At 70.3% G+C, this 24,066-nt stretch carries 24 protein-coding genes and 1 pseudogene; 10 read left to right on the top strand and 15 right to left on the bottom strand.

Annotation, left to right across the window (positions count from 1 at the left end):
• Positions 1 to 27: 27 nt before the first annotated feature.
• Entirely contained in the window at positions 28 to 1,038 is a 1,011-nt protein-coding gene (locus O7615_RS18045; RefSeq protein WP_278178862.1) for an NADPH:quinone reductase, read from the top strand.
• Positions 1,039 to 1,220: 182 nt separating this feature from the next.
• Here O7615_RS18045 and O7615_RS18040 read toward each other — a convergent pair whose 3' ends face one another.
• Positions 1,221 to 2,870 carry a fatty acid--CoA ligase gene (locus O7615_RS18040; protein ID WP_278178861.1) on the bottom strand — a complete coding sequence of 550 codons (1,650 nt, stop codon included), beginning with the start codon at positions 2,868 to 2,870 and terminating at the stop codon, positions 1,221 to 1,223.
• Positions 2,871 to 2,925: 55 nt separating this feature from the next.
• On the opposite strand from O7615_RS18040, the gene O7615_RS18035 reads away from it, so the two are divergent.
• Positions 2,926 to 3,417 carry an NUDIX domain-containing protein gene (locus O7615_RS18035; protein ID WP_278178860.1) on the top strand — a complete coding sequence of 164 codons (492 nt, stop codon included), beginning with the start codon at positions 2,926 to 2,928 and terminating at the stop codon, positions 3,415 to 3,417.
• A gap of 18 nt (positions 3,418 to 3,435) precedes the next feature.
• On the opposite strand, the gene O7615_RS18030 is transcribed toward O7615_RS18035, so the two are convergent.
• The gene (locus O7615_RS18030) at positions 3,436 to 3,984 is read right to left on the bottom strand and encodes a type 1 glutamine amidotransferase domain-containing protein (protein WP_278178859.1); all 549 of its coding nucleotides are present in this window, start codon (positions 3,982 to 3,984) and stop codon (positions 3,436 to 3,438) included.
• Positions 3,985 to 4,122: 138 nt separating this feature from the next.
• On the opposite strand from O7615_RS18030, the gene rfaE2 reads away from it, so the two are divergent.
• Both rfaE2 and O7615_RS18020 read left to right on the top strand, forming a co-directional pair.
• Complete coding sequence (gene rfaE2, locus O7615_RS18025; RefSeq protein ID WP_278178858.1) at positions 4,123 to 6,060, top strand: D-glycero-beta-D-manno-heptose 1-phosphate adenylyltransferase; 1,938 nt, start codon at positions 4,123 to 4,125, stop codon at positions 6,058 to 6,060.
• Positions 6,057 to 6,929 (top strand): glycosyltransferase family A protein, encoded by an 873-nt coding sequence (locus tag O7615_RS18020; protein ID WP_278178856.1) that lies wholly within the window; start codon positions 6,057 to 6,059, stop codon positions 6,927 to 6,929. Before rfaE2 ends, O7615_RS18020 begins: the two co-directional genes overlap by 4 nt.
• Positions 6,930 to 6,965: 36 nt before the next feature.
• Here O7615_RS18020 and O7615_RS18015 read toward each other — a convergent pair whose 3' ends face one another.
• From O7615_RS18015 to O7615_RS18000, 4 genes are all read right to left on the bottom strand, one after another.
• Entirely contained in the window at positions 6,966 to 8,072 is a 1,107-nt protein-coding gene (locus tag O7615_RS18015) for a glycosyltransferase family 9 protein (RefSeq protein ID WP_278178854.1), read from the bottom strand.
• Positions 8,073 to 8,080: 8 nt separating this feature from the next.
• Positions 8,081 to 8,614: an Hsp20/alpha crystallin family protein gene (locus O7615_RS18010; RefSeq protein WP_278178853.1), complete on the bottom strand. Its 534-nt coding sequence runs from the start codon at positions 8,612 to 8,614 to the stop codon at positions 8,081 to 8,083.
• Positions 8,611 to 9,117, bottom strand: coding sequence for a DUF2231 domain-containing protein (locus O7615_RS18005; protein WP_278178852.1), 507 nt, complete (start codon positions 9,115 to 9,117; stop codon positions 8,611 to 8,613). Before O7615_RS18005 ends, O7615_RS18010 begins: the two co-directional genes overlap by 4 nt.
• Before the next feature lie 219 nt (positions 9,118 to 9,336).
• The gene (locus O7615_RS18000; protein WP_278178851.1) at positions 9,337 to 9,750 is read right to left on the bottom strand and encodes a VOC family protein; all 414 of its coding nucleotides are present in this window, start codon (positions 9,748 to 9,750) and stop codon (positions 9,337 to 9,339) included.
• A gap of 104 nt (positions 9,751 to 9,854) precedes the next feature.
• On the opposite strand from O7615_RS18000, the gene O7615_RS17995 reads away from it, so the two are divergent.
• Positions 9,855 to 10,334: a hypothetical protein gene (locus tag O7615_RS17995; protein ID WP_278178850.1), complete on the top strand. Its 480-nt coding sequence runs from the start codon at positions 9,855 to 9,857 to the stop codon at positions 10,332 to 10,334.
• Positions 10,335 to 10,351: 17 nt separating this feature from the next.
• Here O7615_RS17995 and O7615_RS17990 read toward each other — a convergent pair whose 3' ends face one another.
• The 3 genes from O7615_RS17990 to O7615_RS17980 are packed head-to-tail and all read right to left on the bottom strand — an operon-like array spanning position 10,352 to position 12,716.
• Positions 10,352 to 11,080 (bottom strand): GPP34 family phosphoprotein, encoded by a 729-nt coding sequence (locus O7615_RS17990; protein WP_278178848.1) that lies wholly within the window; start codon positions 11,078 to 11,080, stop codon positions 10,352 to 10,354.
• A complete protein-coding gene (locus O7615_RS17985; protein WP_278178847.1) occupies positions 11,077 to 11,796 on the bottom strand; it encodes an ABC transporter permease in 720 nt (239 codons plus the stop codon). The genes O7615_RS17990 and O7615_RS17985 overlap by 4 nt, the downstream gene beginning before the upstream one ends.
• 41 nt (positions 11,797 to 11,837) lie before the next feature.
• The gene (locus O7615_RS17980) at positions 11,838 to 12,716 is read right to left on the bottom strand and encodes an ABC transporter ATP-binding protein (protein ID WP_278178846.1); all 879 of its coding nucleotides are present in this window, start codon (positions 12,714 to 12,716) and stop codon (positions 11,838 to 11,840) included.
• Positions 12,717 to 12,824: 108 nt separating this feature from the next.
• Between O7615_RS17980 and O7615_RS17975 the strand changes: the two genes are divergently transcribed.
• Positions 12,825 to 13,973 carry a histidine kinase gene (locus O7615_RS17975; protein ID WP_278178845.1) on the top strand — a complete coding sequence of 383 codons (1,149 nt, stop codon included), beginning with the start codon at positions 12,825 to 12,827 and terminating at the stop codon, positions 13,971 to 13,973.
• Entirely contained in the window at positions 13,970 to 14,572 is a 603-nt protein-coding gene (locus tag O7615_RS17970) for a response regulator transcription factor (RefSeq protein WP_278178843.1), read from the top strand. Before O7615_RS17975 ends, O7615_RS17970 begins: the two co-directional genes overlap by 4 nt.
• Before the next feature lie 36 nt (positions 14,573 to 14,608).
• Here the strand turns inward: O7615_RS17970 and O7615_RS17965 are convergent, their stop codons facing one another.
• The 3 genes and pseudogenes from O7615_RS17965 to O7615_RS17955 all read right to left on the bottom strand — a co-directional run.
• Entirely contained in the window at positions 14,609 to 14,926 is a 318-nt protein-coding gene (locus tag O7615_RS17965) for a multidrug efflux SMR transporter (protein WP_278178842.1), read from the bottom strand.
• Positions 14,926 to 15,321, bottom strand: a complete 396-nt coding sequence (locus O7615_RS17960; RefSeq protein WP_278178841.1) for an SMR family transporter — start codon at positions 15,319 to 15,321, stop codon at positions 14,926 to 14,928. Before O7615_RS17960 ends, O7615_RS17965 begins: the two co-directional genes overlap by 1 nt.
• A 23-nt stretch (positions 15,322 to 15,344) precedes the next feature.
• Positions 15,345 to 16,052: pseudogene (locus tag O7615_RS17955) on the bottom strand (SDR family oxidoreductase); the annotation flags it as partial.
• A gap of 155 nt (positions 16,053 to 16,207) precedes the next feature.
• Here O7615_RS17955 and O7615_RS17950 point away from each other — a divergent pair.
• Together O7615_RS17950 and O7615_RS17945 are read left to right on the top strand one after the other, a co-directional pair.
• Positions 16,208 to 16,816 (top strand): TetR/AcrR family transcriptional regulator, encoded by a 609-nt coding sequence (locus tag O7615_RS17950; protein WP_278178840.1) that lies wholly within the window; start codon positions 16,208 to 16,210, stop codon positions 16,814 to 16,816.
• 482 nt (positions 16,817 to 17,298) lie between these two features.
• Positions 17,299 to 18,258: a DUF5954 family protein gene (locus tag O7615_RS17945; RefSeq protein ID WP_278178839.1), complete on the top strand. Its 960-nt coding sequence runs from the start codon at positions 17,299 to 17,301 to the stop codon at positions 18,256 to 18,258.
• Positions 18,259 to 18,678: 420 nt separating this feature from the next.
• On the opposite strand, the gene O7615_RS17940 is transcribed toward O7615_RS17945, so the two are convergent.
• The 3 genes from O7615_RS17940 to O7615_RS17930 form a co-directional block, all read right to left on the bottom strand.
• A complete protein-coding gene (locus tag O7615_RS17940) occupies positions 18,679 to 20,007 on the bottom strand; it encodes a low temperature requirement protein A (RefSeq protein ID WP_278178838.1) in 1,329 nt (442 codons plus the stop codon).
• A gap of 841 nt (positions 20,008 to 20,848) precedes the next feature.
• Positions 20,849 to 21,586, bottom strand: coding sequence for a nuclear transport factor 2 family protein (locus O7615_RS17935; RefSeq protein ID WP_278178837.1), 738 nt, complete (start codon positions 21,584 to 21,586; stop codon positions 20,849 to 20,851).
• Between the two features lie 241 nt (positions 21,587 to 21,827).
• Positions 21,828 to 22,403, bottom strand: coding sequence for a DUF3592 domain-containing protein (locus O7615_RS17930; RefSeq protein ID WP_278178836.1), 576 nt, complete (start codon positions 22,401 to 22,403; stop codon positions 21,828 to 21,830).
• Between the two features lie 278 nt (positions 22,404 to 22,681).
• Here O7615_RS17930 and O7615_RS17925 point away from each other — a divergent pair, with 278 nt between their 5' ends.
• Positions 22,682 to 24,010, top strand: coding sequence for a S1 family peptidase (locus O7615_RS17925; RefSeq protein WP_278178835.1), 1,329 nt, complete (start codon positions 22,682 to 22,684; stop codon positions 24,008 to 24,010).
• The last annotated feature ends 56 nt before the right edge of the window (positions 24,011 to 24,066 follow it).

The following is a 24,066-nucleotide window of genomic DNA, read 5'->3' as shown; positions in this document are numbered from 1 at the left end:
GTCCGCGACCCACCTACGGTCGATGGCATGAAGGCGATTGTGTACGAGCGCACCGGTGACCCCTCGGTGCTTGAGCTGGTCGACCGGCCGGTGCCGGAACCCGGGCGGGGCGAGGTGCTGGTGCGCGTCGCGTTCTCCGGGGTGAACCCGACGGACTGGAAGTCGCGCCGCCAGCGGGCACTGCCGGCGGGCTGGCAGACGCCCGGCCAGGACGGCGCCGGCGTGGTCGAGGCGGTCGGCGAGGGTGTCGACCAGGAGCTGATCGGCGAGCGGGTATGGATCTGGGAGGCGGCCTGGCAGCGGCCCTGGGGCACCGCCGCCGAGTACACCGTGGTCCCGGTCCGCCAGGCGGTACGCCTCGGTGACGCATCCTTCGAGCTGGGTGCCTGCCTGGGCATCCCGTTCCTGACCGCGCACCGCTGCCTGACCGCCGGGGAGTACCTGCCGGACAGCCTGCGTCCGGGGGCGTTGAGCGATCACACGGTGCTGGTGCAGGGCGGGGCCGGTGCGGTGGGCAACGCGGCGATCCAACTCGCGGCGTGGGCCGACGCCTGCGTGATCGCCACGGTGAGCAGTGCGGAGAAGGCGCAGCTGGCCGCGGCGGCCGGCGCCACCGCGGTGATCAACTACCGGGAGCAGGACGTGGTGGAGGAGGTCCACAAGATCGCGCCCGACGGGGTGCACGGGATCGTGGAGGTCTCCCCGGCGCGCAACGCCGCCACCGACGTACGGCTGCTGCGCCCGGGCGGGGTGGTCTGCGTCTACGCCGACAACGGAGGCGACGAGGTGACGCTGCCGGTCCGTCCGCTGATGGCACCGAACGCCCGCTGGCAGTTCGTGCTGGTCTACACCCTGCCGAAGGCGGCCAAGGCGCAGGCGGTGGTGGATGTCGCGGCGTCCGCCGCGCAGGGCGGGATCCGGGTGGGCGAGGAGGCCGGGCTGCCGTTGCACCGGTTTCCGCTGTCGGCAACGGCCGCCGCGCATCAGGCGGTGGAGAACTCCGTGGTGGGAAAGGTGCTGGTCAGCGCCAGCGAGTAAGGCTCTGACCTGGGCAGATTTCTCCATCGGCGGGACAGAGGCGAACAACTTTCGCAATACTGGCAGTGCGGGTCGCCCCGCAAGGAACGGGCGGCCCCGGCGCGGTGCGAACGCCGGGGCCGCCCACCGGAGAGAGGTCTGTGCGAGCCACTACTCCTACGGCGATGATGCGCCGGAAAACGCTACGGCGTGGCCAGTTCCCGCACATTGAGGTCACCGCCGGCGTACCGGGAGCGCACCACCTTCTTGTCGAACTTGCCGACGCTGGTCTTCGGCACCACGTCCACGAACGCCCAGCGCTCCGGCAACTGCCAGCGCGCCACCGACCCGGCCAGGAACTCGCGCAGCTCCTCCGGGGTCGCCGAAGCACCCTCGCGGAGCACCACCGTGGCCAGCGGCCGCTCGTCCCAGCGCTGGTCCGGTACGCCCACCACGCACGCTTCCAGCACCGCCGGATGGGCCATCAGCGCGTTCTCCAGCTCCACGGAGGAGATCCACTCCCCGCCGGACTTGATCACGTCCTTGGCCCGGTCGGTGAGGGTGATGTACCCGTCCGCCGACAGGGTGCCCACGTCGCCCGTACGCAGCCAGCCGTCGCGGAACTTCTCCGGATCCGGCGCGTCGTCCCCGACGTACCGGGCGGTGACCCACGGCCCACGGACCTCAAGCTCGCCGACGGAGGTCCCGTCGGCGGGCAGCGGCTGCCCCGCCGGGCCCACGATGCGCGCCTGGACCCCGGCGGGCACGCGACCCTGCGTGTACCGGTAGCGCCAGGCGTCCTCGCCGGTCGCGCCGGCAGGCACACGGGCCACCGAGCCCAGCGGCGACATCTCGGTCATCCCCCACGCGTGGATCACGTCGACGTCGTGCCGCTCCGCGAAGGCGTGCATCAGCGACGGCGGACAGGCCGAACCGCCCACGATCACCTCCGTCAGCGAGGAGGTGTCCACGTCGTGGCTGTCCAGGTGGGCCAGCAGGTCGGTCCAGATGGTCGGCACCGCACCGGCCAGGGTCGGCCGCTCCACGGCGATCATCTCGGCGATCGGGGCGGCCTGGAGGAAGCGGTCCGGCATCACCAGCGACGCGCCGGAGAGGAAGGCCGCGAACGGCAGGCCCCAGGACATCGCGTGGAACATCGGCACGATGGCCAGCTCCCGGTCGGTGGGCCCGAGCCCGAAGCCCTCCGGCAGGCAGATCTGCAACGAGTGCAGATAGATCGAGCGGTGCGAGTAGGCCACCCCCTTGGGGTTGCCGGTGGTGCCGGAGGTGTAGCAGAGGGCGGCGGCGTCGCGCTCGTCCACCTCGGGCCAGTCGTACGCCTCCGGCCGGTCGGCCAGCAGCGCGTCCCAGTGGTGTACGGCGATCCGGTCACCGGCCGCGGCCACCAGCGGGGCGGGATCCCCGCCGCCGACCACCACCACGTGCCGCACGCTGGTCATCCCGCCGATGGACTTCGCCAGCAGCGGGATCAGCGTGGCGTCGACCAGCACCACCCGGTCCTCGGCGTGGTTGGCGATGTAGGTGACCTGGTCGGGGAAGAGCCGGATGTTCAGCGTGTGCAGCACCGCGCCCATGCTGGGCACGGCGAAGTACACCACCAGGTGCTCGGTGTTGTTCCACATGAAGGTGGCGACCCGCTCGTCGCCGGTCACCCCGCACTCGGCGCGCAGGGCGTGCGCGAGCCGGGCGGCGTCCCGCCCGATCTGGGCGTACGTGCTGCGGCGCGACTCGGTGCCGGTCCACGTCGCCACCTCGGCCGTGCCGTGCACGGTGGCGCCGTGTTCGAGGATCCGGGACACCTGGAGCGGGACGTCCATCATCGTGCTACGCATGGGTAACAAGCTAGTGTCGCCGGTCACACGTTGGGAACCCCCGTAAGTTGTCCGGGTGAGCATCTCCTGGGCTGATTCGTACGTCGGGCAGCTGCGTGCCCTGGCCGGCGACCGGACGCTGATGTTCGTCGGCGCACGAGCGGTGGTACGCGACAACGCGGCACGGGTCCTGCTGATCCGCCGCTCGGACAACGGGCAGTGGGCCCTGCCCGCGGGCGCCATGGAGCTGGGCGAGTCGATCGCCGACTGTGCCGTCCGGGAGGTGCGCGAGGAGACCGGCCTGCGCGCCCTGCGGGTGAGCGCCTTCGCGCTCTACACCGGCCCGGACCGCACCCACACCAACATGTACGGCCACACGTACCAGATCTTCACCACCGCGTTCCGCGTCGAGGAGTGGGACGGTCAGCTGGCCAGGATCACCGACGAGACCACGGACGCGGGCTTCTTCCACCGCGAGGCGATGCCGCAGCCGCTCTCCGCCAGCGTCCCCGAGACCCTGGCCGACCTGGACGTCTTCGAGCAGACCAACCGCCTGATCCTGAAGTGACCGCCGGCGCGCCCCGGGTCAGTGCCGGCCCTCGGCGAACTCCTCGACGATCTTGGCGCAGAAGGCCGGCAGGTCGTCGGGCCTGCGGCTGCTGACCAGGCCGTTGTCGGTCACGACCTGCTCATCCACCCAGTTCGCACCGGCATTGACCAGGTCGGTACGCAGGCTCGGCCAGCTGGTCAGCCGGCGGCCCCGCACCACATCCGCCTCGACCAGCGTCCACGGGCCGTGGCAGATCACCCCGACCGGCTTGCCGGCATCGAAGAACGACCGCACGAACCGTACGGCGTCCGCGTCGGTGCGCAGGAAGTCCGGGTTGGCCACCCCGCCGGGCAGCACCAGCGCGTCGTACCGGGCGGGATCCGCGTCGGCCGCGCTCACATCCACGTCGTACGTGGTGGAGGGGTCCAGGTGGTCGAAGGAGGTGATCTTCCCAGGCTTGATCGAGACCAGCTCGGCCGTGGCGCCGGCCTGCTCGACCGCCTGGCGGGGCTGGACGTACTCGACCTCCTCCACACCGTCGGTGGCCAGGAAGGCGACTCGCTTGCCCTGCAACGTGGCTGCCATGCTGTTTCTCCTCTCCAGGGGTTCACCAGATCCCCTTCCCGGGCTCGGACGCCCGAAACACACCATTGCGGTGGCCCACGCCGCACCGCCGGCCCGGCCGGCAGGTTTGATCCCACCGGCCGGAGGGGAACCGCCGGCATGGCACGAGCAGAAGCGGAACAGCTCCGGCTCGCCGACGTCGTGCAGAGCTGGCTCGGGCGCCCGGTCCTGGTGATCGGAGACGCCATGCTCGACGAGTGGCGGTTCGCCGACTCCGACCGGTTGTGCCGGGAGGCCCCGGCCCCCGTCCTCACCCTGCGCCGGCGCATCTCCGCCGCCGGTGGTGCGGCCAACACCGCGGTCAACATCGCCACGCTGGGCGGTCGCTCGGTGCTGGTGGCACCGGTCGGTGCCGACGCGGCCGGCGACGAGCTGCACGACTGCCTCGACCGGGCCGGTGTCTGGGACCGGACGATCAGCCAGCCCGGCCGGCCCACCCCGGTCAAGCGCCGGATGCTGGCCGGCGACCAGATCCTGCTGCGGGAGGACTCCGGCGACCCGGAGGACTCGCTCAGTGACGTGGGCGTGGACTGCCTGCTCACCGCCCTGGACTGCGCGAGCGAGGAACTGCGGGCCGCCAGTCGTGGCGCGGCCCCGGCGCTGGTGATCTGCGACTACGGCCTGGGTGCCCTGCCCGCACCGGTCCGCTCCTGGCTGGTCGCGCATCGGGACCGGTACGGCACGGTCGCGCTCGACGCCCACGACCTGGCCGACTGGCGGGGTCTCGCCCCGACCGTGGTGACCCCGAGCTTCGCGGAGGCCGCCCGGCTGCTCGCCCGGGCGGGCACCGCCGCACTGGGCACCGCCGCACTGGGCACCGCCGCACAGGACAACGCCCACGGCAGCGGTGACGCTCATGGCAGCGGTGACGCCCGTGGTGCCGGTGACGGTCGGGGCGTGGATGATCGCGAGTTGCACCTGGAGCATCCCGAGGTCGATCCGGCCGACGGGCCGTCCGAGCTGACCGTGGGCGCGGCACCGGGTGGCGCCGGGATGCGGCGTACCGACGGGCCGACCGGCGAGCCCACCCCGGGCGAGAGCCGGGTGGCGATGACCCGCGACGGGCTCAGCGTGACCGGCACCGGGGTGACCGTGAACGCCGAGGCCGGTGCCGGTGTGGACCGGGCGGTCCTGGCCGAGTCCCGGCTCGCCGAGCTGCGCGCCCACACCGGCGCGGCCGTGGTGGCGGTGACCCTGGACACCGAGGGCGCGGTGGTCGGCGGCGCCGACGGTGAGCCCGCACGCAGCCACAGCACGCCCGTACCGGCCAGCCATGCCGTCGGCGCCGGTGACGCGTACCTGGCGGCGATGACGCTCGCACTGGCCACCGACGCTCCGCTGTCGACCGCCGCCCAGCTGGCCCAGTTCGCCGCCACGAGCACCGTTGCCGGCACCGGCACCTGCGTCTGCCATCGGGAGGACCTGCTGGCCGCGCTGGGCCGGCCGGCCTCCGACGGCGACGGCCGGCAGGTGCAGGTCAGCGCCGGGAGCCTGGCGGAGATCGTCGCCGATCACCGCCGCGCCGGGCGCTCGATCGTCTTCACCAACGGCTGCTTCGACGTGCTGCACCGGGGTCACGTGCGGTACCTGGAACAGGCCCGCGCCCTGGGCGACCTGCTGATGGTGGCGGTCAACTCCGACGGCAGCGTACGCCGGCTGAAGGGGGCGGACCGACCGGTCAACCCGGTCGAGGACCGCTGCGCCCTGCTCGCCGCGATGTCCTGCGTGGACCATGTGGTGGTCTTCGAGGAGGACTCCCCGGCCGCGCTGATCGAGACCGTCCGCCCCGACGTCTACGTCAAGGGCGGCGACTACCCGCCCGAGCTGGTGCCGGAGGCGCCGCTGGTGCGGCGGCTGGGCGGCCAGGTCCGCACCCTGGGCTACGTGCCCGACCGCTCCACCTCCGCGATCATCGACCGGATCCGGGCGTACGGCCAGCAGGGCGTCCCTGAGGTCGCCGGCCCGCCGCCCGAGCCGGTGACCGAGCATGGCACCGCCACCGGTGCGGCGGCTCCACTGACCGGCAAGGCGCCGTGAACCGACCACTCGATGCCGGCGACCCCGCCGAGTTCCGCACCGACCGCCTGGTCGACGTGCTGGTCCCGACCCGCGACCGCCCCGCCGAACTCGCCGTCACCCTCTCCGGGCTCGCCGCCCAGGAGGGGGTGCCGGGCTTCGGCGTGGTGGTCAGCGACCAGTCCGACGGCGACCCCGGGTACGCCCACCCGGCGGCGGCCACCATGGTCCGGGCGCTGCGCCACCGGGGACACCCGGTGCTGCTGACCCGCCGGCTGCCCCGGCGCGGGCTCGCCGAACACCGGTCCTTCCTGCTCGCCGCCTCCGCCGCCCGCCACGTGCTCTTCCTCGACGACGACGTCTGGCTGGAACCGGGAACGCTGCACCGCCTGGTGACCGCGATCGACGAGTTGGGCTGCGGCTTCGTCGGCAACGCGGTGCACGGGCTGTCCTATCTGGACGACGTGCGGCCGCAGACGCACCGGCACTACCGGGAGTGGCCGGGCCGGCCGGTGCCCGAGCGGATCCGTCCGGGCACCCCCGAGTGGGATCGCTCGCAGATCCATTCCGCGGCGAACCTGCTGCACGTCACCGAGTCGCTGGCCCTGCCGGCGGGAACCTGGCGGGCGTACCAGGTGTCCTGGGTCGGCGGTTGCGTGCTGTACGACCGGGCCAAGCTGGTCGACGCCGGTGGCTTCGACTTCTGGCGCCGGGTCCAGGAGCGCCACCAGGGCGAGGACGTCGCCGCCCAGCTCGCCGTGCTGGCGCACCACGGCGGCGCCGGAGTCCTGCCCAGCGGCGCGTACCACCTGGAGTCACCGACCACGGTCACCGACCGCGACGTGGAGGCGTGGGAGGTCCTGTTCGCCGAGGCGGACGCCGAGACCTGAGCCGGCGCCGGCGCGCGTTAACAAGGGGGCCCTTCCTTACCGGAACAGCAGTTCGCGGGCGGCTTCCGCCACCTCGGCGGTGGGTACGTCGGCGACGAAGGAGTCCCGGTGCGGGCAGTCGCCGTCGCCGGGGCGGTGCGGATAGATGCCGGGGGTGCAGTCCACCCCGCAGACCGGGCAGTGGACCGTCCACGAGGTGATCGGCCGGTGCCGGCCGCGCAGCGCGGTGGCGGTGGTGATCAGGTTGCCGACCCAGAAGATGCCGACGGTGGGCGTGCCGACGGCGGCGGCCAGGTGCAGCGGGCCGGTGTCGTTGGAGACCACCAGTTCGCAGCCGGCGTAGCAGCCGGCCAGCCCGCCCAGGCTGAGCGTGCCCACCTGCGGCCGTACCGGCACCCCGGCGGCGGCGACCACCTCGTCGACCACGCCCCGCTCGGCGGGGGTGCCGGTGACCAGCACCTCGTACCCGTCGGCGTGCAGCATCCGGGCCACCTGCCCGAAGCGGTCGGCGGGCCAGCGGCGGCGGGTGTCGGTCGCCCCCGGGTGCAGCGCCACCCGGGGGCGCTCCGGTTCGCCGAGCACGGCCCGCGCCTCGGCGCGGTCGGCGTCGGTGACCGCCAGCGCCGGGATGACCGTGGTGGCCGGGGCGCCGACCAGCGCCGCCGTTTCGAGATAGCGGATCACTTCGGGCTGGTAGTAGACGTAGCGCAGCCAGCGGTCCAGCGGTGGTGCGTCCTCGGCGCGCAGCCCGGCGGTGACCCGGGCGCCGAGCGCGGCGACCAGCGGGTTGGAGTTGGCGCCTCCGCCGTGCAGTTGGAGAGCCAGGTCGAAGCGTTCCGCGCGGGCGTCGGCCAGGAAGTCGACCATGCTCGACTCGGGCTCGCCGGCGGTCGCCGCGCGGATCCCGGGTGCGGGCGGCACCACCAGTACCCGGTCCACCGGGCCCGGCCGGTCCCGCCACAGCTCCGCGTGCCACGGCGCGCCGAGCAGCACGATCTCCGCCCCCGGGTACGCGGCCCGCAGCGCGTCCAGCGCCGGCAGCACGAAGATGAAGTCACCGAGCGCGTTGGCGCGCAGCACGGCGATCCGGGCCACGTCGGGCACCAGCCCGGCGGCCGGGGCGAACAGGGCCGGAGCGGCCACGGCCCGGGTTACCGGTCCGACTCGCCGGCGGCGACATCCGGCTGGTGCAGTTCCCGGTCCGCCGCCGGATCGGCGCTGCTCGGCGTACCGCCGAAGGTGCCGGCGGGGCGCGGGCCGGTGCGGCCGACGGTGATGGTGCGCGGCGTGGCCCGGTTCGCCCGGGGCAGCCGCACCCGCAGCAGGCCGTGGTCCATCAGCGCGTCGATCGCGTCGGGGTCCACCCGCGACGGCAACTGCACGCGATACTCGAAGCCCCGCGTCTCGAAGCCGCCGGGGATGCCGTGGTCGGCGTTGACCTCGGCCTCCGTCCGCGCCCGTACGCACAGCTCACGGTCGTCGAGTTCCACCGCGACCTCCTCCGGCGCGACGCCGGGCAGCCGGACGACCACCTCCCAGCCGTCCGCGGTCTCGCCCAGTTCCACCTCGGGCGGCCCCGGCCGGCCACCGACCAGCCGGCTCAGCTCGGCCCGCAGCGACTGCAACTCGCCCATCGGGTCCCAACCCTGCTGGCCGCCTCGCCAACCCCGTCCCGGCCTCGTCATCGCACCTCTCCCATCCGTTGGCTGGTCCCCGCCGGTCGCAGGGAACTCGGCGCGTCCAGACCGGCGTCGCGGTCGACGCCGACGCCGAGCCGGTCGACCAGTTCCCCACCCAGCCAGGCACCGACGCCGAGAATGGCGAGCGCCACCACCTCGATGGCGATCAACGCACCACCGGCCGCCCGGGACTCGGCGTTGAGCCGTACCGCCCAGACGGCGGCGAAGAGCAGGATCACCGCGACGTTCGCGGCGGCGTGGGTGAGCGCCACCCGCTTGGCCCGGGTGCCGGCCGGGATTGCCAGCAGGTCGAACACCCCGGCCGCCGCGGCCAGCAGGCCGCCGATCAGGCCGACGGTGAGATTCCAGTACGCCACCTCGCCGAGGAACTCGGGCCCACCGACCGTGTCGACGATATCGAACAGCACGGCGGTGACCAGCAGGGCGACCGGGAACATCACCAGCATCGGGTGGACGGGGTGACCCAGGATCTTGAGCCGACTCTCCATCTCCGGGCCTCCACTGCTCTCCTCGCGGGCGCTCGGTGAGGCCGTACCCGGGTCACCGGGGGACAAACCTCACGGTGCGCACGCGACCACACTGACGGTGGCGGTCTCCCGCCCGGACGCCGTCACACGGTCAACTCCACGGGGCGGCACCCGGTGACGGTGGCGGACTCGCACGTCGGCCTGATCTTCCTGATCCCTGACCATCGGCGGGCCGGTGAATCAGGCAGAGCCGTCGGGGGCGACCGCGACCATCCACAGGTGACCGTCCGGGTCGGCGAACATGCCCGCGTACCCCCAGGGTTGCTGCCCGGGCTCGGTGACCACCTCGGCGCCGGCGTCCCGCGCCCGCCCGACCAGCCCGTCGACCTCGTCCGGGCTGGCCGCGCTCAGACCCAGCACGCACTCGCTGTGCCGGGAGTCGGCCACCTCCCGCCCGCCGAGCACCCAGCCGAAGCCACCGGTCGGCACCAGCATCAGCCGCAACCCGTCGTTGACCTCGAACTGCAACGGCTCGGGCAGACCATCCTCGGCCGGCTCGCCGACGGTGACCAGGCCGAGGGCACCTCGATAGAAGTCGTGAGAGATCTTGCGGTCAGCGATCGGCAGGCTGACGGTGATCTGGGCTGGGCGCACGGGGCCTCCAGGGTTCGACGCGGCATCCCACCATAGGTCGAGCTGGCGCGCATCGTGCTGATCGTCGTCATGGACGATTGCCGCCTGGGCATACGATCCGGCGCATGAGGGTGTCCCGCGCCTGGTTGCTCGCCTGTCTCGTGCTGCCCTTCCTGGCGGCCTGCGTCATCGCGCCCACCGAGTCGGTGGCACCCCCGTCGGTGACGTACACCTGCTGTACGGACGAAGACGTGAACACGCCGTACGAGCCGGGGCAGACCCTCACCGTCCACTGGATCGTCGAGCACTCACCCGAGCCGGGCGGCGTCCCGCCGCAGGTCGAGCTGACCGCACACCTCACCGGGCCGTACGCGACGGTGGAGGCCCTCAAGTCGGCGATCGTGGCGGCCCGGGACATCCCGGGGGTGGTCACCTTCGCGGCGGCGCCCGTCCGCCCGGCCGGCACGCCCGACGAACAACCCGTCAGCCCCATCACGATCCCTGGCGAGGCTCAGCCCGGGTACTACAACCTGACCACCTCCGTGGTCGATGGCGACCACACCGCCAGCGGGTCGTCCATCGTCCAGGTGGTATCCCGCGGCTGAGCCCGCTGACACAGGCCCTAGCTTCGGGGAAGCACGGTGGTGGCCACGACGACACTGTTGACGATGACCGCCGTCATGGTGCGGGTCACGGCCTCCCCGGCGGCCCCGGCGCCCCAGTTGCCCCGCTCGAGTTCCTTGGCACGGTTGATCACGGGCGAGGTCCACGGGATGTCGCGGTGGAACTGTGGGAGAGTTCCGCTCGCCGAGAGCAGTGCCGCGAGTGCGGCAACGCGGGCCCGTGGCTCGGCACCGTCCACGAGGACCCGCCGGACCTCCCCGAGGAGGGCGGCTCGGCGTCCGCTTCGCCCCTCCCGGAGGGTGGTCGTACGGAACAGGCCGAGCACCTTGCGATCCCCCCGGTCGATGTCGCCGCGTGCGATGAGCCGCGCCAACAGTGGCGCGCGGAGTGTGGGACCGATCGCCGCGAGTACCGTCTGGACGCCCCGGGGCTTCGTGGAAACGTAGTCCCACGCCGAACGGAGCAGGTCATCCGGCGGGGCGTGACCCTCGACGGCCCGCACCCTGCCCCGGTCCGCCGTGGTCACGTGATCGCCGAGGGCGAGATCCGCGACGACGGCTCCCGCGAGGATGTAGAAGAGGGTGTTCTCTCCCGCGATGGTGCCGGAGTCGGGCTGGAACAGCAGGAGCAGGAGGTCCTCCGCCAGCGTCGGAGCGTCCGGCTGCGTCGCCTCGTCGGGCGTTCCGGCCCGGCCACCGAGGGAATCGTCAGGTCTGGCGGCGGTCATCGGCTGGGCTCCCAGCGGAAGAGTCGGGTGGCGAGTGCGATGGCGGCGACGACCCAGCCCAGCGTCGGTGCGAGCAGGGGAAGTGAGTCGGCGACCGCGACGCCGCCGTTCCAGGCGTTCATGACCAGTTCGGTGGCGGAGCCACCGGGCAGCAGCCGCTTGACCGCGGTGAGTTCCTCGGTGCCGGTGATGCCCACCCAGGTGGCCACGGCGATGACGCCGAGGCTGACCGGCAGCGTGGTCACCTGGGCGTGTTCCGGCGAGTTCGTCAGCCCCGCGGTGGCCAGGCCCAGACCGATCAACATGGTGACGGTGGCGAGGACCGCCGCCGCCAGCAGCAGAGCGTTGGCGGGCTCGCCGGCGACCGAGGCCAACACCGCCAGGATCGCGGTCACCTGCACCAGGGCGATGGCGGTGACGGGCAGTAGCAGGCCGGCGAGGATGCCGGCGTCCCGGGCAGCGGTGGATCGCAGTCGTTTGAGGAAGAGGGTCTGCCGCCGCGACGCCAGGGTGGTCACGGTCGCGGTGTAGAGCCCGAACGCGCCCACGCTGAACATCACGATCGCCGCGATGTAGCCGAGGCTGCCGATGGACTCGAAGGTGTCGTGCTGGTAGACGAAGAACGCGCTGATCATCACCGGCATGACGAGGCTGGTGACCAGCACCAGCCGGTTGCGGAAGATCTGGATCAGCTCGCTGGCTGCGATGGAGAACATGGGGAGAATCCTCTCGGGTACGAGTCGGCTACCGATGGCGATCAGCGGCCGACGGCGCGGAAGACGTCGTCGAGTCGGGTCGGCCCGGCCTGCAGGTCCGGCAGCTCGACGGCGTGGTCCTGCGCCCACCCAAGCAGCAGGTGCAGGTCCTTCTGCAGGCCGAAGGTCTCGACCACGGCCTGCCCGTTGTCGACGACGGCCGGCAGCGGCAGTGCCGGCGCCGCCGGCGGTAGCGAGAAACGGATGACGGCCGGCAGGGTGCGGGTCAACTCGGAGACGGTGCCCTCCCGGTGGAGGGTGCCCTGGTGCATGAGCCCGATGCGGTCGGCGCGCTGCTGCGCCTCCTCCAGGTAGTGGGTGGTGAGCACGATGGTGGCGCCGTTCTCACGGAGCCGGTCCACCGTCGCCCAGAGATCGTCCCGGGACTGGATGTCCAGGCCGGTGGTCGGCTCGTCCAGGAAGATCAGCTCCGGCGTTCCGTAGACGGCGGTGGCGAAGTCCAGCCGCCGCTTCTCCCCGCCGGAGAGCTGGGACACCCTCCTACCGGCCCGGCTGGTGAGGTCGACGATGTCGAGCACCCGGTCGACGTCGTCCGCCCGTCGGGTGAGGTTGCCGATCAGGCGGACCGACTCGCGAACGGTGAGGTCCGGGGAGAATCCGCTCTCCTGGAGCATAACGCCCATCCGGGGACGTACCACGCGCCGGTCCTGCGGGCTGCGGCCGAAGACACGCACGAAGCCGGAGGTCGGCGTCCGGTGCCCCTCGACGGTCTCCAGGGTCGAGGTCTTCCCCGCCCCGTTCGTGCCGAGCAACGCGTACAGCTCTCCGCGCCGCACCTCGAAGGAGAGGTCCTTCACGGCGTGGAACTCGCCGTACCTGAGGTTCAGGCGGTCGACTTCGATGACTGGTGTAGTGGACATGCCCCAATGACAGCAGCGGCCGCGCCCACCCGTCAGTGCCGCCATGTCACCGCAACGTGTGACGTAGTGTCACTGTCCGCCGGCCGGACCAGCAGAATACTGAGAGTGGTGACCGCCCGACCGCTGCGCATGACCCAGGCGACGCAGGGACAACTGCGCCGGCTCAACCTCATGACGTCACTTCCACCGATCGTGATCGCCGCGGCCCTTCTCGTGTACGTCGACGCGCACACCTGGTGGCACGTCCTCGTCCTGGTACCGGGTGTCGGGGCGGCCGTGGTGGCCTTCGAACGATGGACGGCCGGCGATCTGGACCGGTTCCTCCTGCCCTGCCTGATCGTCGCGGGAGCGGTGTGGCCGCTCGGGGTGCTGCTGACGGCCAGTCCCAACGCGTACTGGGGCATCTGCGTGGTGGGTTCGTCCGCCCTCGCCCGGCTGCGGCGGCATCGGAGCCTGGCGGCCGCCGGGCTCTTCTCCTACATCGCCGTGGTCGGCGCGACCCGGCTCCTGGTGGACCGGGCTGACGTACGCGCCACTTTGATCGACTATCTCCTCACCCCGACCGGCATCACCGTGGTGGTGAGCGTCCTGACGTTCGCCGGCGAACGGTTCTACGACATCATCCGCGAGCTTGAGCAGTTCCGGGAACGCGAGTCCGAGCTGGCCGTCATCCGGGAACGCGTCCGCTTCGCCAGCGACCTGCACGACATCCAGGGCCACACCCTGCACGTGGTCAAGCTGAAGGCCGCCCTGGCCCGAAGACTGGTCCACACCGACGCCGCGCGGGCCGACGAGGAACTGCGGGAGATCCACACCCTGGTCGGCGACACCATCACCCAGACCAAAGAACTCGCGTACGCCCAACGGCGGCTCAACCTCTCCGCCGAACTCGAGAACGCGAAGAACCTGTTCGAGGCCGCCGGCATCCGCGTACGGGTGACCCGGGAGGCCGAGGTGGATCCCCGGGCCAGCGAGCTGCTCGGCCAGGTGCTGCGCGAGACCACCACCAACATCCTGCGGCACGCGCAGGCCACCCAGGTGCGGATCACCCTCGCCGAGTCCGGCATCTCGATCGTCAACGACGGCGTATCGGGCGACGAGGCCCCCGAGCTGAGAGGGCTTTCCGCCCTCCGGCAGCGGATGTCGGACGGTGGCGGCAGCCTGACGGCCGAGCAACGGGGCGGGGAGTTCCTGACGGCCGCGACCTTCGCGCGACCCGTGACGACCGTGCCCCAGCCGGGAGAGGAGTCCCGATGACGACCGTGGTGCTCGCCGACGACGAGGCCCTGCTCCGCAAGGCTCTGGCCGCGCTGCTTCCACTGGAGGGCGACATCACCGTCCTCGCCGAGGCGGACGGCGGCGAGAGCGCCGTCGAGGCGACCCTGCGGATCCGGCCCGACGTGCTGGTCATCGACCTGGAGATGCCGGGCGTGGACGGGCTCGCCGCGATCACGCAGATCCGCCGCGCCCGGCCCGAGCAGGTGATCCTCATGCTGACCCGCCATGCCCGGCCCGGTGTGCTGCGTAAGGCCCTGAAACTCGGCGTCCAGGGCTTCGTCAGCAAGTCGGCCGAACCGGCACACATCGCCTCGGTCATCACCACCCTGCACCAGGGCAAGCGCTGGATCGACCCGGACGTCTCCGCACTCGCCGTCGTCGACGACTGCCCGCTCACCGAGCGCGAGCTCGACGTGCTCCGCGTCACCAGTCAGGGCTACTCGGTCGCCGACATCGCCACCCGACTCCACCTCGCACCGGGCACCGTACGCAACTACCTCTCCAACGCGATGCAGAAGACGCAGACCCGCACCCGCCACGAGGCGGCGCGCTACGCCCGCGAACACGACTGGCTGTAGGCAACGCGACGGCGCATCCCTGCCATGACAATCAGGTCAGCCACCGAGGAGCTTGAGTCCGACGATGCCGGTGACGATGGCGGCCAGGCCGGCAAGGCGTGTTGGGGTGGCCCTGTCGCCGAAGGCGACGATGCCGGTGAGGGCAACGCCGACGGCGCCGATGCCGACCCAGACCGCGTAGGCGGTCCCGACCGGGAGGTCGCCGAGCGCGAGGGAGAGCAGGGCGAGGCTGAGGATCGCCAGCGCGATCCCGGCGATGCTCCAGCCGGTTCGGCGTAGCCCGTCCGCCTTCTTCAGAGCTGACGACCAGGCGATCTCCAGCAGCCCGGCGACGACGAGGAAGACCCAGGCCATCAGCGCTCACCTGTCCCGTGATGCTTCCGGTCGCCGGGCTCGCGCTCAGCCGGGTTCGACGGCGTGTCGGTCAGTGTGAGTCCGATGACGCCGGCGACGATCAGGGCCAGGCAGGCGGCGCGCAGCGGTGTGAGCGGCTCGCCCAGGACGAACACCCCGGCGAGGGCGACGCCGACCGCCCCGGTGCCGACCCACACGGTGTAGGCACTGCTCAGCGGCAGGGTCCGCAGCGCGCGGGTGAGCATGACCAGGCTGGCGATCGCGATGGCGATCCCGGCGACTGCCCAGCCCGGTCGGGCCAAGCCGTCGGCCGCATTCAGTGCGAGCACCCAGATGATCTCCAGTCCCGCAGCGAACAGGACCAGGCACCAGGCCGACATCGCGACCCGGGGCATGGTTCGTCGGCTCCCGGCGGCGGTCATGCGGTGGCCCCGCCGTCAACGGTGATCGTGGTGCCGGTGAGGTAGGCGCCGCCGGGTCCGGCGAGGTGGGCGACGGTGGCGGCGATGTCACCGGTCGTGCCATAGCGCCCCAGTGCGGTAAGCGCCCGCTCGGCTGCGGCGTCGGGTGAGTCGGCGGGGTTCATCTCGGTGTCGGTGGAACCGGGATGGACCACCACGGCGGTGATCCCGCGCGGGCCGAGGTCGCGGGCCAGGCCCTTGGTGAAGCCGACCAGAGCGGACTTGCTCATCGCATACAGGCTGATCCCAGGTCCGGGTACACGTTCAGCCGGACTGCTGCCGATGCTGATGATCCGCCCGCCCTCGCCGAGGTGCGGCACTGCGGCTTGGACGGCGACGAACACCGCCCGGACGTGGACGGCCATGGTGTGCTCGTAGTCGGCCAGGGTCAACTCATCGATGACACCGTAGGGAAAGATCCCGGCGTTGTTCACCAGGATGTCCAGCTTGCCGAACGCCTCCACGGTCGCACCCACGGCGGCGGTCACCTGCTGCGGGTCCTGCATGGCTGCCGGCACGGCGATAGCGGTGCCGCCGTACGCGGTGATCTGCTCGACGACGCCGTTCGCCCTGTCCGGCGAGGAGTGGTAGGTCAGCGCGACACGGGCCCCGTCGGCGGCCAGTCGTGACGCTATGGCCGCACCGATCCCCCGGCTCCCTCCGGTACCAGGGCGGTCTTGTCGGTCAACGGGCCCATCGTCGCCTCCATGTCCGTGGCGCCAGTCGCTTATATGTAGCGACCACTACTTATTCTATTATGTAGTGACCACTCTTCAACGGGCAAGGCCGCCCAGCGACCGCAGGCGAGGAGGTACGTCCGATGGCACCGCGAGGTCGCCCACGGACCTTTGACCGGCACACGGCGCTACACACGGCGATGGAGCTGTTCTGGCGGCGCGGATACGAAGGGGTCTCGGTCTCGATGCTCACCGAGACCCTCGGGATCACCCCCACGAGCCTGTACGCCGCCTTCGGTTCCAAGGAGAGACTGTTCGACGAGGCCATCGAGCTGTACGACGCACCGGGCAGCACGCCGACCGACCAGGCACTCACCCGCCACCAGACCCGCGAGGTGGTCGAGGCCATCCTGCGCAACAACGCCGATGCCTACACCGACCCGGCAACACCACCCGGATGCATGATCGTGCTCTCGGCCATCAACCTCGGCTCCGGCCACGACGACATCGGCCGCAAGCTCAACGAGCGCCGGCGACGCGACCGTGCGAAGATCCAGGCACGCATCGAACGCGGCATCGCCGACGGCGATCTACCCGGGAATCTGGATGCCGCCGTGGCCGCCTCGTACGTGCAGACGGTGCTGCACGGGCTGTCCATTCAGGCCCACGACGGCTGCACCCGCGAACACGCTCACGCCATCGTCGGCGCAGCTATGGATGGCTGGGACACCATGATCGAACGGGCTACCTAGCGTCCCACGCCGGAGGCCCTGACCAGCATCTCTCCTGGTCAGGGCCTCTCCCTGAGCCGCCTGACGGAATCGAACCGTCGACCTACGCTCCTCGACCACCGCACTTGTTGACTTGACATCAACCGTCAGGAGTTGGCGTTGACCTGCACAAACGCCGAAGCAAAGTGATCATCATTTGTCAGCACCGGTCAGCAGTCTGCGGGGGTTTTCGGGGGGTAAACGGGGGGCGGTTCTTGTGTCAGCGCAACCACAGATGGCTGGGGACGGCGCGCAGTTTGGCGCCCTGCCGGGGCACGTCACAGAACTGTGCAGTGCCGACGGGTATGTTGATCGTCGAAGCTACCTATCCGTTGGCACCACCGCGCAACGGGCGGCGATGACCTCAGACCTCGCAGGTGGTGCATGTGACCACCGCCGTGTCGTGGCTCGGCCGCCGCGTGCCGGCAGGACAGCACCATCCGCTGCGTTACACAATGACGTCCATGAGTCACGAAGAGCACGCCCGGTCGCCAGCGGTCGTACGCGTCGAGCGGCCCACCGACCCGGTCGGTGCGATCACCGATCACGACGCCGTCTCCCGCACGCACGCGTACCCGGTCGTCCGGATCGGCGCGCCGCTGTTCGGACACGCGGTCGACCTCGGCGACGGACGGTGGCAGGTGCACGCCCTGCTCGACCACACCCCGCAAGACGCCCGCAACACCCTCGCCCACCGACTACGGGAACGGCTGCCCGACACCACCGACCCGGCCCTGGCCGCCGAAGTCACCGCCGTCGCACAGCTCCTCGACCGGGAGAAGATCGACGAGGTCGTCGTCGCGGGACAGATCCACCGCGTCATACGCGCGGACACGTTCGCCCGCTTTGGCCCCGACGGACCCGAACCGCCGCGTCCCACCGACCCCGACCCCCGCGACTTCACCGATCACGACAGCTTCTGCGACGAAGAGGTCATCGCCGACCCGGCAGCCGCCACCGGCGTCGGCACCGCGATGCTGAAAGTCGACCTACTCACCGCGCACTACCCACGCGCCCTCGTACCGCCCGACGTGTACGCCGACAGCGTCGCCGCCGTGCGCTCCCACCCCCACGCCGCAGTGCTCCCCGCCCGACACGCCGCCGCCGAACACGTCGACGGGGCATGGCAGCCCATCAGCCACGCCGTCGCCACTCCACAAGAGGCACGCGACGAACTCGCCTTCACCTTCCGCCACATCGAGCCCCGCCACCGCCCACTCACCCCCGACCAGAACGCCGCCTATCAGCAGGCCGCCGACCACCTCGACCGCAACCGCATCGACGAGATCACCGCCCTCGGCCGACGGTTCCGCATCACCCGCGTCGAAACCCTGCTGCGCTTCTCCCCCAACGGCCCGGAAGGCCCACGCCCCTCCGACCACGATCCCGACCCACCACCCGAGGCCGCAGCCAACACGTCCTAATCAGCACCGCCTCGCGCGCCGGAACGGCCTGTGCCAGCACAGTCCAAAGTTCCGCGAGCAGTGGCAGTTCCACACGGTGCGCCGAAAGCGGTACGGGGTCAAACGGTTCGACCATTCGGTGCTCGACGAGTTCGAGCCCGGGCGGCTGCGGCAGGCTCCCGGGCAGACCATCACCCTGCTGGCCTTTCCCACGATCATGGTATGGCAGCCAACGGTTGACCCGGCTCAGCCGTTTTCGGGAGCACGCTCAGGATGGGCGGGCTTCCGGAGCCTCGCCCGGCGCGAACGGTGCTGCCGTCCCTGTGTTCGGTGACGTTCCTGCTGAGCGACCTCCGGACGCCGGTGTTGTCGAGTTTGGGCGAGGGCGGGTGGCGAGTGTAGCTGCCAACAAACATCTATCGGGGCCGGCAGGCAAGCATGTCAGGGGTTGGTGTCGGATGGGTTGTCGTGCCAGCGGCTGCGGAAGGCGGCCTCGTTGGCCTCGTGGACGGTGCGCTCTTCGAAGACCGCCGCGCGCAGCGCGTGCCGGGACTCGGACATCAGCATCACCTCGGCGGTGATCAGGCCGACGCAGATCGCGGTGAGCAGGCCGAGGGCGGCCAGCCCGGGCAGGGGCATGGCGACCGGGACGCCGGCGGCGAGCAGGCCCAGGGTGCCGACCCGCAGCCAGGAGACCGTGCGCAGGGTACGCAGCTGGAAGAGCATGTTCCCGGCCAGATACAGGGCCACCCCGCCGAACAGCAGCGGCACGTCCGGGCCATGTGCCGGCTCGGAGATCGGCACCCCGGGCGCGGCGATGTCGTGCACGATGCCCTCCGCGCCGAGGGCGAACGTGATGATCCCGGCGATCATCGGCAGGTAGAGGTACGCGTAGGCGTCGCGGGCCATCAGCACCCGGGCGCGGCCCAGGGTGGAGTGCAGGGCGATCCGGGCGGCCGGACCGATCAGGTCGTAGTGCGCCCACCAGAGAGTGGCGGTGAAGACGATCCCGAGCACCGCCGCGGTCACCCCGGGCCAGGTGGGCGGCTGGCCGATGAGATTGCTGCCCAGTCCGACGGAGATCACCGACTCGCCGAGAGCGATGATCAGGATGAGGTCGTACCGTTCGGTCCAGTGTTCGGCGGAGGTCACCTGCCAGCCCCAGGTGTTGGCGAGCAGCCCGGTGGCATATTGGACCAGGATGACGGTGATCCACAGTCCGTCACGGACCAGCGTGGCCAGGGTTGGGTCGGTGATGAGGCCGGGTAGGAGGGCTGCGGCGAGGAGCAGGATGGTGCTGAGGGTGAGTTCGGGGGCGTAGCGGAGTAGTTGTCGGCGTTCGACTGGGTCGTTGCGGACCAGGTGCAAGAAGAGGGTCAGGTGTACGGCGCGAATGAGGACGTAGCTGACCGCGACCACGATGGGTCCAGCGTTGCCGCCGTGCGGATTGTGGAATGCCTGGGGTAGGGCGAGGGCGAAGCAGAACAGCGCGGCCATGCTGGCGACCATCAGTACCGGTACGAAGCCTTCGCCGACTCGGACACGGGTCGCGATCACGGTGTGTACCACCCAGCACCACCAGAGCACGGCGAGTACGAGCAGGGCGTGCAACAGTTGCCGGCCGGTGATGTTGCCGGCGGTGGCCCGGGCGATGTTGAAGAAGGAAAAAACTAGGACCAGGTCGAAAAAGATCTCGAACTTGTCGACCCGGGCGCCCGGCGCGATCCCAACGGCCGGTCCCAGCCGCCCTCGCCAGCCCCTGTCGCTCACCACCCGAGTTTCACAGCCGGCGAACGGAGCATGGGCGCGATTCGCGTAGACCACGCGCCCGCGACCGAGCCGGGTTGTACGTCGCTAAGCTAAGGGCGCTGGCGGTGATCTGGACGGCGCCGGGTTTACCGGTGGTGAGTTGGCGGGCTCGGCGTAACTGCGACGACTGCGTTAACACTCCAGCGTCTGTTCGCGGCGATGGTGGCCGGAGTGACGGCAGCCGGCATCCGTCGCGGCAGGAGGTACCCGGGGCTGGCTCGACGACGCCCCGCGCCCGCCTTCACCGGCTTACGGCAGCCGGTCTCCGTTGCGGCTCCGAGATCAACCCCGACTTTGAGGTGCTGCCGCACGACCCTTCACCGGCCGATCACGGCCGGTCCCCATTGCAGCGAGGATCTCGCCAACGACAACGCGCCCTACGCGGCCCTCCTCGACCGGCCGGACACGGCCGGTCTCCGTTGCGGCTAGACGGGACAGCTTGACGATCTTGCGGATTTCGTGCGCCACCCGGCCACCAGCGGCTGCCTCCGCAAACAGGCAAACCACCTCGGTGTCGCTCTCCCACCCCGAGTACGTAGATCAACGTGGTGAAATGGCGGTGCCTCGATGAACGCCGCGCGCAGTGGCAGGCCAACGCCAGACATGCCGACGCTCGGCATTGTCGGGCGGCGCGGTCACCCCTGTTGGGACTGGAAGCCCATGTCCGGCCTACTGACTTGAGTCTCGATTGCGTCGAAGATGTCGGCGTCGACCTCGCGCTGCCTCTAGTCCGCCGAGTAGCCGCAGGGGTCTCACCCTCCGGCTACTCGGCCGCCTAGATCTCGGCCATTCGCTGGTCGCTTCAGAACAGGCCGTTGCTGTGCGGCAGATCGGACTTGATCTCCGAGACCACATCCCAGTGTTCGACAATCTTGCCATCTTCGACCCGGAACAGGTCATAGTACGCGGTCGGTGTAGCGCCAGAGCGTCCCTCCGACAGAGTCAGGACAAAGTTTCCTTCGGCGATAACTTTGTGCAGGGTGTCATGACGCCTGACGCCCTCGTCACCGCCGAACACACCAAGAGCCGTTCCGGAGCCGGGGCCGTGTTCGATGTAGTGCTCCGTGTCGAAGAACTCGGCTACTGCACCGGTCGGGCGACCCTTGAGGACGGCCTCCATCAAGTGAGTGATGAGCCTACGGTTGTCGTCGGTCGCGTGAAGGTCGTCGACCTGTGCGACACCAGCCGTTTGCGAAGTGCCGGAAACCGTCTCGTCCACGACAGGGGTGAGGTTCTCCCAGTGCTCCGCGAGCCGCCCGTCCTCCACACGATAGACGTTGAACGCAATCAACGGCATCGGACCGAAACCGTGGAACGTGCCGTGCAGTGCGACGTGGTTGCCGTCGGCGATCACCCGATGCAGATCGTAGCGGAAGCCTGGGGGAAGGTATTGCAGCATCTGCCGTACCCCATCGAGCCCACCGGAGGCGTAAGCGCTGTGCTGGATGTAATCGGGCGATGTCCAACGATCGACGGCCGAGACATCCTTGTTGCCGAACAATTCTTCGGCGGCACTCAGCACGATTTCCTTGGCATTCATCGTTCTGCTTCTTCCTCTGCTGGAGTTGCTTACGGCCCCGGCGGCATATGGTGCGACGCTGTTGTGCTGTGCGGGCAGCAATGCCACCGCGCCCTTTCTGGATCAAATCTGCGCAACACTCGCCCTTGAGGGGACGTTGACTATCCTTTCGACGCCGTGGATGTTGCGACCCATAAAGTGTCGCAATGCGAAACTGCGGCGCCGTCGGCAAGCGACGACGCCAGAGGGGCAACCGCAGGAATCAACGAGCTTGCCGTTTCGCGGTAGTGAGCAAGTATATGCCGGTGATAAGGCTGGTCAGGCGCACGCAGAAAATTACCACACCGAAAACTCCGGCCAACGCGCCCGCGGCGATGAAACTGTACGGCAGCCAGGGGTTATCCGGGACGACGCGTGCCGATCCGGGATCCTGTGGCAGGTAGGAAACCGTTGCGACAGAACCGATCACTGGCCGCTTGCTGCTCTGCTGCGACTCGGCTATCTCGATCCGCTCCCCAGCCTCGGTAGTGAACGTCAGGGTACGTCGGTACATCGTCTGCCCCTCGCTCCCGCGAGAGGTCGTGAATTCGGTAACCGTGGCGGTCGTCGATACGCCGTCCGGAAAGGGCTGCTGCTGGCTATTCCACCACAGACCGAACCAAACGAATACGACGCCGATGACGATCAGCACGAGGGACCCGAAGATTCCCGCGCGCTTCCGTCCGCCGGGTAGGTCAATGCCGATCAGTCCATCGGTGACCAGCACTGCCCCCGCCGCCGTGCGCGTTCCTCTCCCGGTAAGAATCCTGCCCAAGCTACCCATCCACTGGTTGGACACACCCGCTCCCCTCTACCTGCTGTTCCTGCCCCTACACGGACACCGGATCCACGTACCGGGCGTCGGTGAGGTTCGCGCAACTGACAGCACGTGATCTGGATCTCAAACCCGAGCAGGTGCGAAGTACCGGCCGTCTGGCCACAAGCCGTCATCCAGGCGTGCACCGGAAATCCGCCGCTGGCCGCCGTACTTCCTGGGCGGGACTGGTGTGCCGTGAACCTGCTGGTGGGTGGGGACGTGTGGGAGTTGTCCCGTTCCTACAGCACGATCGAGGAAAGATGCCCGAACCCAGGATGTTCCGTCCGGCGAGGTACGCCGTGGCGAGTGTGGCCGGGCTGCTCGCCCTGGCCATCACGACCGCTGGCTGCGCCGCGACGACCAGCCAGGAGTCGCCGGGTGGCGGCTCCTCGACTGCCCCCACCCCGACGGCCGGCGGGTTGCCCGAGCAGATCTTGGCAGCAGTGGCGAAGTCCATTGACGGCACCGAGGAACAGGCCCGTGAGCGGCTGGCCCGGCAGGCCGAGATGACCGAACTGCACACGACGATCGCCCCGTCCCTGAAAGTCGACTGGAGCGCCGGCACCTGGCTCGACCGGGACACCGGCAACCTGGTGGTGGCCGTCACCAACGAACGCCGGGCCGCCGAGATCCGGGCCCGCAACGCCGAACCACGACTGGTCACCCGATCAGCACAGGACCTGCGTAACGTGCGAACGCAGGTAGAGCGCCTCCTGAAACAACACGCCGTCACCTGGGTCGGCACGTCCATCGACGTCACCAAGAACGTCGTCGTGGTCACCAGCCAGGAAGCGGATCTTCCCACCTCAGTCGCCACCGCGCTACAGCGCGAGTTCGCCGACGCGGTCGACATCCGCTACCAACAGGGCCGCGACACCGCCCTCGCCACCGCCAGCGGCGACCAGATCACCTCCGACAGCGGTACGCTGTGCTCGGTCGGCTGGTGGGTCAGGGACGCGAGGCCCGGCGCTGCCAGGAACTACGTGATGACGGCGGGGCACTGCGTGGCCAACGGCCCGGACGTCTCCTGGCGACACGCAGAAGGCGAGATCGGTCGGCCCGAGCGGTTCAGCTTCGATGGCCCCACCGGCTCTGACTGGGCTCTTATCTCGGTGGATGACGATGCTGCGCGACGGTTGTCGCCCTCGGTGTCGGTCCGAGGGGTGAAGCCGATCGGCGAAGAAGGGCAACCAGATCGCGATCTGGTCGTCTCGCTGTCCACCGCAGGACTGGCCCGCCAGACCGCGTTCCTGACCGGAACGATCGTCTGCAAGAACGGCCGCACGACACAGGTCACCTGCGGCCGCGTCATCGCGAATGATGTCGACCTCAACATCGCCGCCGGTGAAGGCCGTTCCGTCCCCCTGAGGGGAGTCACCAGGGTGTCCCTGCTCGCCCAACCCGGCGACAGCGGCGGCCCGGTCTTCATCCTCGGCGATCGAGACCAGGTGACCGCGATCGGCGTCGTCAGCGCGGCCAGTGGAGACCGAAGCAACCCGCTGGCCGCCACGATGACCTTCCAGCTCCTCGACCGGGCACTCACCGAATCCGGCACGAGACTGGTCATCGATCCCAACGCGCCGCGCTAGGTCGACGGGTGTCAGGCGGCGGTTGACCCGGTCGCGGTCAACCGCCGTCGGCACGT

Source organism: Micromonospora sp. WMMD1082 (assembly GCF_029626175.1).
Classification (GTDB): Bacteria; Actinomycetota; Actinomycetes; order Mycobacteriales; family Micromonosporaceae; genus Micromonospora.
This window is presented reverse-complemented; position numbering and strand designations above follow the sequence as displayed.

What these genes read in the sequence shown, in the direction of transcription:
- O7615_RS18045 (WP_278178862.1), top strand. Translation starts at nt 28, where the DNA reads ATGAAGGCGATTGTGTACGAGCGCACCGGTGACCCCTCGGTGCTTGAG.
- O7615_RS18040 (WP_278178861.1), bottom strand. Translation starts at nt 2,870, where the DNA reads ATGCGTAGCACGATGATGGACGTCCCGCTCCAGGTGTCCCGGATCCTC.
- O7615_RS18030 (WP_278178859.1), bottom strand. Translation starts at nt 3,984, where the DNA reads ATGGCAGCCACGTTGCAGGGCAAGCGAGTCGCCTTCCTGGCCACCGAC.
- rfaE2 (WP_278178858.1), top strand. Translation starts at nt 4,123, where the DNA reads ATGGCACGAGCAGAAGCGGAACAGCTCCGGCTCGCCGACGTCGTGCAG.
- O7615_RS18010 (WP_278178853.1), bottom strand. Translation starts at nt 8,614, where the DNA reads ATGACGAGGCCGGGACGGGGTTGGCGAGGCGGCCAGCAGGGTTGGGAC.
- O7615_RS18005 (WP_278178852.1), bottom strand. Translation starts at nt 9,117, where the DNA reads ATGGAGAGTCGGCTCAAGATCCTGGGTCACCCCGTCCACCCGATGCTG.
- O7615_RS17995 (WP_278178850.1), top strand. Translation starts at nt 9,855, where the DNA reads ATGAGGGTGTCCCGCGCCTGGTTGCTCGCCTGTCTCGTGCTGCCCTTC.
- O7615_RS17990 (WP_278178848.1), bottom strand. Translation starts at nt 11,080, where the DNA reads ATGACCGCCGCCAGACCTGACGATTCCCTCGGTGGCCGGGCCGGAACG.
- O7615_RS17985 (WP_278178847.1), bottom strand. Translation starts at nt 11,796, where the DNA reads ATGTTCTCCATCGCAGCCAGCGAGCTGATCCAGATCTTCCGCAACCGG.
- O7615_RS17980 (WP_278178846.1), bottom strand. Translation starts at nt 12,716, where the DNA reads ATGTCCACTACACCAGTCATCGAAGTCGACCGCCTGAACCTCAGGTAC.
- O7615_RS17970 (WP_278178843.1), top strand. Translation starts at nt 13,970, where the DNA reads ATGACGACCGTGGTGCTCGCCGACGACGAGGCCCTGCTCCGCAAGGCT.
- O7615_RS17965 (WP_278178842.1), bottom strand. Translation starts at nt 14,926, where the DNA reads ATGGCCTGGGTCTTCCTCGTCGTCGCCGGGCTGCTGGAGATCGCCTGG.
- O7615_RS17960 (WP_278178841.1), bottom strand. Translation starts at nt 15,321, where the DNA reads ATGCCCCGGGTCGCGATGTCGGCCTGGTGCCTGGTCCTGTTCGCTGCG.
- O7615_RS17950 (WP_278178840.1), top strand. Translation starts at nt 16,208, where the DNA reads ATGGCACCGCGAGGTCGCCCACGGACCTTTGACCGGCACACGGCGCTA.
- O7615_RS17945 (WP_278178839.1), top strand. Translation starts at nt 17,299, where the DNA reads ATGAGTCACGAAGAGCACGCCCGGTCGCCAGCGGTCGTACGCGTCGAG.
- O7615_RS17935 (WP_278178837.1), bottom strand. Translation starts at nt 21,586, where the DNA reads ATGAATGCCAAGGAAATCGTGCTGAGTGCCGCCGAAGAATTGTTCGGC.
- O7615_RS17925 (WP_278178835.1), top strand. Translation starts at nt 22,682, where the DNA reads ATGCCCGAACCCAGGATGTTCCGTCCGGCGAGGTACGCCGTGGCGAGT.